This window comes from Bradyrhizobium sp. USDA 10063, assembly GCF_054063735.1.
Map to the genome: position 1 here is coordinate 6195363 of NZ_JBSSGP010000002.1, position 12232 is coordinate 6207594.

Consider the following 12232-nt stretch of genomic DNA (forward strand, 5'->3'; position numbering starts at 1 on the left):
CAAAACAAAATGCGTCCCGCAGGGATGCGAGACGCATCTTACCCCTAAAATATCACGCCGCGCCACGCCGTTTACTTGACGGTTACTTGGACGCGGTCGCCTTATTTTCCATGTTCACGACCTGCACACGGCGGTTCACTTCCGCCAGCGGCTGGCCCGGATCCTTCAACTTGCTTTTGCCGTAGCCGACGGTGACGAGGTCGGAACCGTTGATGCCATATTTGTCGACGAGATAGCGCTTGATCGCCTCGGCGCGCCGCTCGGACAGGTCCTGGTTGAAGGCCTCGCCGCCGGCGGCGTCGGTGTGGCCGGCTACGACGAAGGTCGAGCCCTTCAGGTCGGCATTGGTCAGAGCACGGCCCAAGGCCTGCACGGAAGGCAGCGACTTGGCGTTGATCTGAGCCGAGTTGTAATCGAAGTTGATTTCCAGATCGATCTTGGGCTTGTCCTTGACGATGGTCGCGATCTCCTCGCGCTCGGCCGACGACAGCGAGCGGGTGGAGCGGCCGCGGATGGTTTGCACGAACTTGTCCTCAGTGGCGTTTGCGGCCGGCTCGACCTTCGGTCCGATCGACAGGCCGCGGGTCAGCGGCTTCTTCTCAGGCGTCAGCGCCCTGAGGATCTGTTCCTCAGTGACGTTGTCGCCGGCCCGGGCGTCCGCCATGCCAAGGGCAAGCGTGGCGCCGATCGTTGCAACCGAAAGCATGGCAGCAAGATTCTTCCTCGCAGAGATGTCGAACATTGTCAGCCCCCTCTTGCGCTGCTCGCGCGGTTTCAAATCAACTGCCAAAATCACTGCCGGTGCTTGATCCCGGCCCACCTTAAATTTTTAGTCTCACACGTCCGCTCGAGGTTCGAGGTCGGACGGCGCTACCTATCCAGATTATTGTCACTGCACGCCATAGTCGGCGAATTCCTTGACGATGTTCGGGTCCATCGCCTTGGCGTTGGTGATGTCCAGATCCCCTTCCGCGATCGCGCCGTTGCGCTTCTTGGCAAGGCCGCGCCCGTAGAGGGAGGACGTCAATCTGGGATTGATCTTCAGCGCCGCATCGAAATCTGCAATGGCGTTCTTGGCTTGCCCGCTCTTTAGATTCAGCAGGCCGCGGCTGTCGAGCGCATCGACGAAATTCGGGCGCAGCCGCAGCGCCTCGTTGCAATCCTTCAGCGCGGCCTGCAGGTCGCCGATGACGGTGCGGGCCCAGCAGCGGTTGTTGTAGGCCTCGACGTCCTTGGGGTTGAGCCGAAGCGAGTTGTTGAAGTCCTTGATGGCGAGTTCATAGGCGCCCTTGCTGGCATAGACCTGGCCTCGGCGGTAAAGCGCGGCCGCATCATCGGGATTGTCGTTGAGCCGTGCCGTCAGCGTCTTGATGGTCGGATCATCGGCCAGCGCGTCGGCCGGTTTTGTCGCCGGGGGAGCAGGCGGAGCCGCGGTTTCCACCGGTGGCGGCGTGGGCGGCGGCGGTGGCGAAACGGTCGTGGTTTGCGCCGGAGGCGGTGCAGGTGGCGGCGACGGTGGGGCAGGTGGTGGGGCCGGCGGGGCGACCGCCGTTTGAGCCGGCGGTGGCGGCGGAGGCGCAGGCGGCGGCGGGCTCTGCGGCCGCGCCGCGGAGCCCGGAATGAAGGAGAAATCTTCCGCAAGCGAAGACGATATCCACGGCACCTGTTCGCTGCGCGAGGCGCGGGTGACACCGACGCGGGTGCGATTCAGCGTCTCCTCCGCCATCAGGTCGGGCGTGCGGATCTCCTTGAGCAGTTCCCGCACAAACAGGCTGTGGTCGCTGCCATTGTCCGAGATCACGGACGACAGCGCCGCCGAATACATCACCAGCGTTCCGTTCGGCGCGATCACGGGTGCGAGGCCCGCTGAAAAGCTGCGGAATCGGCGCTCGAACGGGTTGCGCCTGGAAGCATCGATCAGGGCAATCTTGACGCCGGCGCCGCGGCTGTTGATCTCGCCCAGGACCGTCTCGAGACTGAAACCATCGCGGCGGACGTCGGCCTCGCTCCAGATCTGGGCGTCGATCGGGATCATGTAACTCTGGCGGCTGGACTGGATGCCGTAACCCGAGAAGAACAGCAGGACGACCGAGCCCGGCTTGATCTTGCCGTAGAGGCGATCGAAGGCGCGCCGCATCTGTTCGCCGGTCAAATTCTCCCCGATGTCGACATTGAAGCCGTCGCGCTTGAGCTCGTCGGCGACGTCGCGCGCGTCATTGATCGGCTCCTTCAGCGGCGCATCCGCGTCGGGATATTTGGCGTTGCCGATCACCAGGGCATAACGGTCGCCCGCAGCGAAGGTGGGGGCGGTCGAGGCGACGGCAAAAATCAACGTGAGGAGTAAAGCAAAGCAGATGTTCATAATCGCGGCAGTCCAGCCAAAAGACGCCGATCCCGGTCTGCGCCGCGGCGACCTTACTCTACGCAACCGGCATTATCAAACCGCGCTCACAGGCCGTCAACCGCTTGCGCTGTCATCGTTAATTGCGACAATTAAACGCGAGGCGACGGCTTCCGGCAGGGAATAAATCACGCCTCGTATGGCCGTGCGGATGGCGGCGCAGGTTCCGTCGGCAGCGCCGCAGTGGGCAATGTGGCACACCTCCGACATCGTCGCGCGCGGTCCTGTTATGCAGCCGCGGCAAGCACGCAAGGTTTGACCTTTGCGAACCGTGATGGCTTGCTTGCCGCGTGACGGCCACTCCAACAAGAAAAGCGAAACCGATGGGAAACGCCTACGAGATCTATGCCCTGCGCTATGCGACAATGTCGCCGCGCACCCCGCAGATGAACTTTCTTGCGCCTGATCCGCATGAAACCACGGCGCAGGACCTCGATTATTTCGTCTGGCTGATTCGAGGAGCAGGCCGCGATATCCTGGTCGATACCGGCTTCAATGCCGAGGAGGCCAAGCTGCGCGCCCGCAAGCTGACGCTCAATCCGGTCGATGCGCTCGATCGCTTCGGCGTCTCGGCGGCTTCGATCCGGGACGTGATCGTCACCCACCTGCATTACGACCACGCCGGCAATCTCGATCGCTTCCCGAACGCGCGCTTCCATTTGCAGGAACGCGAGATGAGCTACGCGACCGGGCGGTGCATGTGCACTGGCATGCTGCGGCATCCTTTCTCCGTGGAACATGTGACGCTGATGGTCCGCCATGTCTATGGCGAGCGCGTCACGTTTCACTCCGGAGATGGCGAGGTCGCGCCAGGCATCACCGTGCACCGTGTCGGCGGCCATTCCGATGGCCTGCAGGTGGTGCGGGTCGAGACCGCACGCGGTCCTGTCGTGCTGGCATCCGACGCCGCGCATTACTACGCCAATCTGCAGAAGCGCAGCCCGTTCCCGATCGTCTACAATATCGGCGACATGGCGATCGGTTGGGAAACCGTCGAGCGGCTCGCCGGGCATCCCGATCGTTTCATTCCCGGGCATGATCCAATCGTCGCCGAGATCTATCCGCGCGCCAGCGATAAAGTTGACGCCTTTGCCCTCCATCTTGCGCCGTCACGGTCGTTTGCGAAATAGGTGTTTAAGGCGCCTTGCCAGTCATCGCGAAGCACACCGTTTCCCCTCATCCTGAGGAGCGCGGCACGCGCGTCTCGAAGGATGAGGCCACGGCGGGGCCTCATGGTTCGAGACGGCGCGCTGGCGCGCCTCCTCACCATGAGGGACTAGGGCCAGCTAATACGCTTCCTTGGCGTCCGCCTCTTCGCTGGTCTGCACCAGTTCAAGGCTGTGTTCGATCTTGCCGAGCAGTTTTCCGAGCTGCCGACGCTCCTGCGCGGACAGGCATGAGAAAATCTCCTGCTCCCTTCGGAGCAGGCGCGGGATCAGTTCCTCGTACAGCGCCTTCCCCTTGCGGGTAAGCTGCAGGCGAAATTCGCGACGATCCTCGGCATTCTCGACGCGTTCGACGATCTGGCGTTCCATCAACGCGGTGACGGCGCGGCTGATGGTGGACTTATGCGTCCGCGTGCAATCGGCGATGTATTGTGCGCTGCAAGCATCGCGGCGGAAGCCGAGCGTTGCGAGGACGCGCCATGAGGGAATGTCGAGCCCGTAGCGCGCCTGATATTCCGCAGAAAGCGCCGAACTGACTTCGGCCGCCAATCGGTTGAGGCGGAACGGCATGAAGTGGAAGAGGTCGAGCCTTTTCTTGGCGGCCGAGTCTTCCCGGGGCGCGACAGAGTCCGGTTCGGACTGCGTCGCCGCCATGCCGTCGCTCGAAACCGATTTCGTCAAAATGCCTCCGCAGGGGAGTTGACGGCAGCGCCGTCCGGGAGTTTAAGATCGTTGCATGTGAGACTAATTTAACAGGGTCACGAGGAAGCGGCAAGGGTTTGAGCGAATGGCGCAGGCCAGCACTCAATTCGGCTATCTGAGGCATCCCGACCAGGACCGGGCGGCAGCCGACACGGCTGAACATCCCGTCGTGGTAGTCGGCGCGGGTCCCGTGGGCTTGTCCCTTGCGATCGATCTCGCCCAGCGCGGACAGCCGGTGGTGCTGCTCGACGACGCCGACCGGATCGGCGAAGGCTCGCGCGCGATCTGCTTCTCGAAGCGCTCGCTGGAATTCTGGGACCGGCTCGGCGTCGGCGAGCGCATGGTCCAGAAGGGCGTGGTCTGGAGTGTCGGCAAGATTTTCCACGGCGCCTCTCAGCTCTATCAGTTCAACCTGTTGCCCGAGGATGGTCACAAGCGGCCGGCCTTCATCAACCTGCAGCAATTCTATGCCGAGGCCTATCTGGTCGATCGCGTGCGCGAGCTTCCCGCGATCGACCTGCGCTGGCGCAACAAGGTGATTGGGCTGGAGAGCCGCAACGATGGCGTCGCGCTGACCATCGAGACGCCGGAGGGCGCCTACACGATCCGCGCTTCCTTCGTGATCGCCTGCGATGGTGCGCGCTCGTCCTTGCGCGGGATGGTCGGCGCGGAATTTTCCGGGCAGATGTTCGAGGATCAGTTCCTGATCGCCGACGTCAAGATGACTGCGGCGTTCCCGACCGAGCGATGGTTCTGGTTCGATCCGCCGTTCCATGCCGGACGCTCGGCGCTCTTGCACAAGCAGCCGGACGACGTCTGGCGGATCGACCTGCAACTCCATCCGGATGCAGACCCGGTGCACGAAAAGAAGCCGGAGAATGTGCGGCCGCGGATCGCGCGCATGCTCGGCCACGACAAGTTCGAGTTCGAGTGGATATCGCTCTACAAATTCCAGTGCCGGCGGATGGACAAGTTCATCCACGGCCGCGTGATCTTTGCCGGCGACGCCGCGCACCAGGTCTCGCCCTTTGGCGCGCGCGGCGCCAATTCCGGATTGGAGGACGCCGAGAACCTGTCGTGGAAACTCGACCGCGTGCTGCGCGGGATTTCGCCGGAATCGCTGCTCGAGAGCTATCACATCGAGCGCAGTGCCGCGGCGGATGAGAACATCCGCGAATCCACCCGCTCGACCGATTTCATGGCACCTGCCTCGCGGCAGGAGGCGCGGCTGCGCCAGGCGGTGCTGGCGCTGGCCAAGGAAACCGAATTCGGCAAGCGCATGGTCAATGGCGGCCGGCTGTCGGTGCCGTCGGTCTATGAGACGCCGCTGTCGACGCCGAATGGTGACGCATGGCGCGGCGGACCTCGGCCGGGCGCTTCGATGCTGGACGCGCCGATCGCCGGACGTGACGGCAGTCCGCAGTTCCTGACTGAGGCGTTTATCAGCGCGGGAACGCGGTTCACGCTATTGGAGTTTGGTAATGGCGCTGCGGTGGATGTGCCCGAGGGCATCAAGACCATCCGCATCGGTGGCGATGACGGCTTCGTCGACGCCACGGGTCTCGCCGGCAAGCGCTATGACGCCGAGCCCGGCTCCGCCTATCTGCTGCGGCCCGACGGCTATGTGGCGGCGCGCTTCCGCCACCCGACGCGGCCGCTGTTAGAGGCGGCGCTGGCGCGGGCGTCGGGCTTGAACTGAGGTTTGTCATGGCGCTGTCGACCAGCTCGAACTTCGCAAAACCCGACGACGCCTTCCGCGCCATCGTCGAGGCGCATCGTGGCCTCACCGATGCGCAGAGCGCCGATCTCGACGCCGCGCTGGTGCTCGTGCTCGCCAACCACATCGGCGACATCGACGTGCTGCACGAGGCGATCGCGCTCGCCAAGCGACGGATGCTGGAGGCGAGCCAGCAGCAACAACAACAGCAGCAGCAGCAATAACGAGGGCACCCGATGGCCAAAGGCTTTGCGTCCACCACGGATCTCGCGGAGAAGAAGATCACCTTCTCCGAGATCGGTACCGATCTCTACGCCTTCACCGCCGAGGGCGATCCGAACACCGCCGTGATCGTCGGCGAGGACGGCTGCCTTGTGTTCGATGCGCAGGCGACGCCGGCGATGGCCAACAAGGTGATCGAGCGCGTGCGTACTGTGACCGACAAGCCGATCAAATATGTCGTGCTGTCGCACTATCACGCGGTGCGCGTGCTCGGGGCCTCCGCCTACAAGGCGCAGGGCATCGTCGCCTCGCAGGAAACCTACCGCCTGATCGAGGAGCGCGGCCAGCAGGACTGGGATTCCGAGTACGGGCGCTTTCCCCGCCTGTTCCAGGACGCGCAGAGCATTCCCGGCCTGACCTGGCCGACGCTTACCTTCGAGGGCGAGATGTCGATCTATCTCGGCAAGCGCGAGGTGCGGCTGATGCAGCTTGGCGCCGGGCATACGTCCGGCGACATCGTCGCCTGGGTGCCGGATGCCGAGGTGATGTTCTCCGGCGATCTCATCGAATATCATTCCGCCTGCTATTGCGGCGATGCGCATTTGCGCGAGTGGCCGATGACGCTGAACGAGATCCGCGCCTTCAATCCCAAGGCGGTCGCGCCGGGTCGCGGCGACGCGCTGAAGGGCCTTGCCACCACGCGCGAGGCAATTGCGATGACGCGTGATTTCGTCACCACGCTCTACGGCGCAGCCGAGGCGTCGGTGGCAAAAGGGCGTACGCTGAAGGAGACGATGGCGGCGACGCGCGAGGTGATGGACCCGAAATTTTCCAGCTTCGCGATCTACGAGCATTGCCTGCCGTTCAACGTCTCGCGCGCCTATGACGAGGCGTCCGGGATCGACGATCCCGTGATCTGGACCGACAAGCGCGACCGCGAAATGTGGGCCGCCCTGCAAGGAGGAGGATGACCATGAACATCAACACCTCGCCTGATACGATCGCGAAAAGCTCCGCGCAAATCACGCCGGGCTACATGTCCGGCTTCGGCAACAGCTTCGAGACCGAGGCCCTGCCCGGTGCCTTGCCGGTCGGGCGCAATTCGCCGCAGCGCTGCGCCTACGGGCTCTATGCCGAGCAGCTCTCCGGCTCGCCCTTCACCGCGCCGCGCGGGGCCAATGAGCGCTCCTGGCTCTACCGCATCCGCCCATCGGTGAAGCATTCCGGGCGGTTTGCAAAAGTCGATGCCGGGCTGTGGCGCACCGCGCCGTGCCACGAATACGAGATGCCGATCGCGCAGCTCCGCTGGAATCCGGCGCCGATCCCGACGCAGGAGCAGACTTTTCTGCAGGGCGTGCAGACCATGACCACGGCTGGCGATGCCAATACGCAAGGAGGCATGGCCGCGCATGTCTATCTGATCACCAAATCGATGGTGGATCAGCATTTCTACAATGCCGATGGCGAGATGATGTTCGTGCTGCAGCAGGGCAATCTGCGCCTCGTCACTGAGTTCGGCCGCATCGATGCCGAGCCGGGCGAGATCGTGGTGATTCCGCGCGGTGTGAAATTCCGTGTCGAGATTCCGAACGGGCCCGCGCGCGGCTATCTCTGCGAGAACTACGGCGGCGCGTTCACGCTGCCGGAGCGCGGTCCGATCGGCGCCAATTGCCTGGCCAATTCGCGCGACTTCCTGACGCCGGTGGCCAGCTATGAGGACAAGGACACGCCGACCGAGCTCTATGTGAAATGGGGCGGCTCGCTCTGGAAGACGACATTGCCGCATTCGCCGATCGACGTGGTCGCCTGGCACGGCAACTACGCGCCGTACAAATACGATCTGCGCACCTTCTCGCCGGTCGGCGCGATCGCGTTCGATCATCCCGACCCCTCGATCTTCACGGTGCTGACCTCGCCGTCGGAGACGGCGGGCACCGCGAATATCGATTTCGTTATCTTCCCTGAGCGCTGGATGGTGGCGGACAATACGTTCCGGCCGCCGTGGTACCACATGAACATCATGTCGGAGTTCATGGGCCTGATCTACGGCGTCTATGACGCCAAGCCGCAGGGTTTCGTCCCCGGCGGCATTTCGCTGCACAACTGCATGCTGCCCCACGGCCCTGACCGCGAGGCGTTCGATCACGCCAGCAATAGCGAGTTGAAGCCGGTGAAGCTCACGGGCACGATGGCCTTCATGTTCGAGACCCGCTTCCCGCAGCGCGTCACCGAGTTCGCGGCGAGATCTGAGACGTTGCAGGACGACTACGCCGATTGCTGGAAGGGACTGGAGAAGCGGTTCGATCCGGGCAGGCCATAGTATAAACTCTCTCCGTCATTCCGGGGCGCGCGAAGTGCGAGCCCGGAATCCATTTCCCCACCCGCGCCTGTGGCCAAATGGATTCCGGGCCTGCGCCTTGCGGCGCACCCCGGAATGACGAACGATAGAGCGTCGAAACATTCGGCAGGAAAGCATGTCCCACCCCAACGACCCAAAGCTCCGCTCCTTCATTCCCGTCGATCCCGCGTCCGATTTCCCGATCCAGAATCTCCCTTATGGCGTGTTCTCGGCCAAGGACGGTCTTGCTCCGCGTGTCGGCGTTGCGATCGGCGACTATGTGCTCGATCTCTGGCAGCTTGCGCAGGACTGCCGGATCGATGTCGTCGAACCCGCGGTGTTCGCCGCGTCCTCGCTCAATCCGTTCATGGCGCTCGGTCCAAAGGTGTGGTCGCGCACCCGCGCACGGATCAGCGAACTCTTGCGCCACGACCATTCCGAGCTGCGCGACAATGAGCGCCTGCGCCAGCGCGCGCTGGTGCCGATGACTGAGGTGAAGCTGCATCTGCCGATCACGGTCGCCGGCTACACCGACTTCTATTCATCGAAGGAGCATGCCACCAATGTCGGCGTCATGTTCCGCGGCAAGGACAATGCATTGCAGCCGAACTGGCTGCACATGCCGATTGCCTATAACGGCCGCGCCTCGACTGTCGTCGTCAGCGGCACGAAAGTACGCCGGCCGCGCGGGCAGTTGAAGCCGCCGACTGCCGACGCGCCGAGCTTCGGTCCATGCAAGCGCCTCGATTTCGAGCTCGAGATGGGCGTCGTGGTCGGCCAGCCGTCTGCGATGGGCGAGATGCTTGGCGAGCAACAGGCCGAGGAGATGATCTTCGGCTTCGTGATCCTCAACGACTGGAGCGCGCGCGACATCCAGCAATGGGAGTATGTCCCGCTCGGTCCATTCCAGGCAAAGGCCTTTGCGACCTCGATCAGCCCATGGGTGGTCACGCGCGAGGCGCTGGAGCCGTTCCGCCTGCAAGGACCCACGCAAGAGCCGGTGCCGCTGCCCTATCTGCGCCAGACGAGGGCGAACAATTACGATCTCACGCTCGACGTCGCCCTGCGCGCCGCCGGGATGAACGAGGCGGCGCGGATCTGCCGCACCAATTTCAAATACATGTACTGGTCGTCGGTGCAGCAATTGGTGCACCACGCCTCCTCCGGCTGCGCCATGAATGTCGGCGATCTCTTAGGCTCCGGCACTATCTCCGGGCCGGAGAAAGACCAGCGCGGCAGCCTCTTGGAGATAAGCTGGAACGGCACCGAGCCAGTCGAACTCGCCGGCGGCATCAAGCGCACTTTCCTCGAAGACGGCGACTCGCTCGTCATGCGCGGCTGGTGCCAGGGCGACGGCTATCGGGTCGGTTTTGGTGAGGTGGAAGGGACGATTGTGCCGGCGGAGTGACCGAGGAGCATGTAGGGTGGGCAAAAGCGAAGCGTGCCCACCTTCAAGCACTCCGCTCGTGACGGTGGGCACGCTGCGCTTTGCCCACCCTACGCAGCTTCGCTCGCAATGACGATGTGGCTGCTTTAGCGCTGTCCCGGCGGAATGTCGCGCAGCCTCGCTGAATGCGCGGCGATATCCTCGAGACTGTACTTCAAATGCACCCGCTGCTCAGACGGCGTCTGCTTCACCGCACACACGCCCGGCCGCCATTCCTGCGCCGGCCTTATCGGCCGCGGTGCGAAGCCGCCGCCGCAGTTCGGGCAGACGTTGAACAGCCTGTGCTCCACGCAATCCGCGCAGAAGGTGCATTCGTAGGAGCAGATCATCGCCTCCGTCGCGCTCGGCGGCAGATCCTTGTCGCAATATTCGCAGTTCGGTCGCAGTTGCAGCGCCATGGCCGTTTCTCAGGGTGAGGCGAAACACATCATCGCAAAGTCGCTTTCCAAATCGAATGACGGAATTCCCTCGATTTGCGCCACGCTATTTGCTTATTGCCTTCAACGGCAATTTCGCGCTTTCCTTCAGCCGGTCAAGCACGATCGAAGAGCGCACATGGGCGACGCTCTGGTGCGGCATCAGCACATTGTTGACGATGTCGGACAGGCTCTTGAGGTCGCGCAGCACGGCCTTCAGCAGATAGTCGGCGTCTCCGGTCAGCGAATAGGCCTCCTGGATCACATCGACGCGGGTGACCAATTCACGGAACTTCTTCGCGTTGTCGGGCGAGTGCGTCGCCAGCGTGATCTGGATGAAGGCGATCAACTCGAAGCCGAGCGCCTCGGCGGCGAGGTCGGCGTGATAGCCCGAGATCACCTTCTCCTCTTCCAGCCGCATCCGCCGCCGCGAGCATTGCGAGGCCGATAGGCCGATGAGATCGGCGAGCTGTTGATTGGTCAGCCGGCCATCATCCTGCAATGCGGCCAGGATCTTGAGATCAAACGTGTCTAATTGAACCATGCGTTATGTGCCATTATGATGCACGGATTGTGCATGATGCTAACCCATAGCGCGCCATTTTGCATGCACCTTGCAGCCCGGCGGGAGGAGATTCAGCCAACCCAAGCCTTACGGAGAATCGCCAATGGGCCCGTTTCCGCACGATGCGCCGCCGGCCGAAATCACGGCCGACAATCCGATGGGCACGGATGGTTTCGAGTTCGTCGAATACGCCCATCCGAATCCGGAAGAGCTGCACCGCCTGTTCAGGCTGATGGGCTATGTGCCGGTCGCCCGCCACAAGACCAGGAAGATCATGATCTATCGTCAGGGTGACATCAATTATCTCGTCAATGAGGAGCCGGGCACGCATGGCCATGACTTCGTCGCCGCGCATGGGCCGTGCGCGCCATCGATGGCGTTCCGCGTGGTGGATGCCAGGCGCGCCTATGAGCGTGCGATCTCGCTCGGCGCGGAGCCGGCCGATACTGCCGCGCGGAAGACACTCGATGTTCCCGCGATCAAGGGCATCGGCGGCAGCCTGCTCTATCTGGTTGATCGCTACGGCGCGAAGGGCTCGGCCTACGATCTCGAATTCGAATGGCTCGGCGAGAAGAACCCGCGGCCCGAGGGCTCGGGGCTGTATTACATCGATCACCTCACCCACAACGTTCATCGCGGCCGCATGGATGTCTGGACCGGCTTCTACGCAAAGCTGTTCAATTTCCGCCAGATCCGCTTCTTCGATATCGAGGGCCGTGCCTCCGGCCTGTTCTCGCGGGCATTGACCAGCCCGGATGGCAAGATCCGGATTCCAATCAACGAGGACGCCGGCGAATCCGGGCAGATCGAGGAATATCTCAACGTCTATCGCGGCGAGGGCATCCAGCACATCGCCTGCGGCGCGCGCGATATCCATCGGACCATCGAGACGCTGCGTGCGGCCGGGCTGCCGTTCATGCCGTCACCGCCCGACACCTATTTCGAGAAGATCGACCAGCGCCTGCCCGGGCATGGCGAGGATGTCGCACGGCTGCAGAGGAACGGCATCCTGATCGACGGCGAGGGCGTGGTCGATGGCGGCCAGACCAAGGTGCTGCTGCAGATCTTCTCGGCCAATGCGATCGGGCCGATCTTCTTCGAATTCATCCAGCGCAAGGGCGACGACGGATTCGGCGAGGGCAACTTCAAGGCGTTGTTCGAATCGATCGAGGAAGACCAGATCCGCCGCGGCGTGCTGAAAGTCGACCACGCGGCATGATTTCGTAGGGTGGGCAAAGCGAAGCGTGCCCACCTTCTT

The 12232-nt window shown here is 63.2% G+C and carries 12 protein-coding genes; 7 read left to right on the forward strand and 5 right to left on the reverse strand.

Features of this window, described 5'->3' with window-relative positions:
• Nucleotides 1-82 precede the first annotated feature (82 nt).
• Together ACVJGD_RS31395 and ACVJGD_RS31400 are read right to left on the reverse strand one after the other, a co-directional pair.
• Nucleotides 83-742 (reverse strand): OmpA family protein, encoded by a 660-nt coding sequence (locus ACVJGD_RS31395; RefSeq protein WP_456637847.1) that lies wholly within the window; start codon nucleotides 740-742, stop codon nucleotides 83-85.
• Nucleotides 743-889: 147 nt separating this feature from the next.
• Complete coding sequence (locus tag ACVJGD_RS31400) at nucleotides 890-2362, reverse strand: caspase family protein (RefSeq protein ID WP_456637848.1); 1473 nt, start codon at nucleotides 2360-2362, stop codon at nucleotides 890-892.
• A 362-nt stretch (nucleotides 2363-2724) separates the two neighbouring features.
• Here ACVJGD_RS31400 and ACVJGD_RS31405 point away from each other — a divergent pair, with 362 nt between their 5' ends.
• Entirely contained in the window at nucleotides 2725-3531 is an 807-nt protein-coding gene (locus ACVJGD_RS31405; protein WP_456637849.1) for an N-acyl homoserine lactonase family protein, read from the forward strand.
• A 156-nt stretch (nucleotides 3532-3687) separates the two neighbouring features.
• Here the strand turns inward: ACVJGD_RS31405 and ACVJGD_RS31410 are convergent, their stop codons facing one another.
• Complete coding sequence (locus ACVJGD_RS31410; protein WP_456640434.1) at nucleotides 3688-4221, reverse strand: MarR family winged helix-turn-helix transcriptional regulator; 534 nt, start codon at nucleotides 4219-4221, stop codon at nucleotides 3688-3690.
• A gap of 133 nt (nucleotides 4222-4354) precedes the next feature.
• Between ACVJGD_RS31410 and ACVJGD_RS31415 the strand changes: the two genes are divergently transcribed.
• The 5 genes from ACVJGD_RS31415 to fahA all read left to right on the forward strand — a co-directional run bounded on the left by ACVJGD_RS31415 (nucleotide 4355) and on the right by fahA (nucleotide 9954).
• The gene (locus ACVJGD_RS31415) at nucleotides 4355-5968 is read left to right on the forward strand and encodes an FAD-dependent oxidoreductase (RefSeq protein ID WP_456637850.1); all 1614 of its coding nucleotides are present in this window, start codon (nucleotides 4355-4357) and stop codon (nucleotides 5966-5968) included.
• Nucleotides 5969-5976: 8 nt separating this feature from the next.
• Nucleotides 5977-6210 carry a DUF2783 domain-containing protein gene (locus ACVJGD_RS31420; RefSeq protein WP_456637851.1) on the forward strand — a complete coding sequence of 78 codons (234 nt, stop codon included), beginning with the start codon at nucleotides 5977-5979 and terminating at the stop codon, nucleotides 6208-6210.
• A gap of 12 nt (nucleotides 6211-6222) precedes the next feature.
• On the forward strand, nucleotides 6223-7179 hold the full coding sequence (locus ACVJGD_RS31425) for an MBL fold metallo-hydrolase (protein ID WP_456637852.1): 957 nt from the start codon (nucleotides 6223-6225) through the stop codon (nucleotides 7177-7179).
• A 2-nt stretch (nucleotides 7180-7181) separates the two neighbouring features.
• Nucleotides 7182-8528, forward strand: coding sequence for a homogentisate 1,2-dioxygenase (gene hmgA, locus ACVJGD_RS31430; RefSeq protein ID WP_456637853.1), 1347 nt, complete (start codon nucleotides 7182-7184; stop codon nucleotides 8526-8528).
• Nucleotides 8529-8682: 154 nt separating this feature from the next.
• Nucleotides 8683-9954: a fumarylacetoacetase gene (fahA, locus tag ACVJGD_RS31435; RefSeq protein ID WP_456637854.1), complete on the forward strand. Its 1272-nt coding sequence runs from the start codon at nucleotides 8683-8685 to the stop codon at nucleotides 9952-9954.
• A gap of 125 nt (nucleotides 9955-10079) precedes the next feature.
• Here fahA and ACVJGD_RS31440 read toward each other — a convergent pair whose 3' ends face one another.
• Nucleotides 10080-10391, reverse strand: a complete 312-nt coding sequence (locus ACVJGD_RS31440) for a DUF1272 domain-containing protein (protein ID WP_456637855.1) — start codon at nucleotides 10389-10391, stop codon at nucleotides 10080-10082.
• A gap of 85 nt (nucleotides 10392-10476) precedes the next feature.
• Nucleotides 10477-10953, reverse strand: a complete 477-nt coding sequence (locus tag ACVJGD_RS31445; RefSeq protein ID WP_456637856.1) for an Lrp/AsnC family transcriptional regulator — start codon at nucleotides 10951-10953, stop codon at nucleotides 10477-10479.
• Between the two features lie 124 nt (nucleotides 10954-11077).
• Between ACVJGD_RS31445 and hppD the strand changes: the two genes are divergently transcribed.
• Nucleotides 11078-12193 (forward strand): 4-hydroxyphenylpyruvate dioxygenase, encoded by a 1116-nt coding sequence (hppD, locus tag ACVJGD_RS31450; RefSeq protein ID WP_456637857.1) that lies wholly within the window; start codon nucleotides 11078-11080, stop codon nucleotides 12191-12193.
• Nucleotides 12194-12232: the final 39 nt, after the last annotated feature.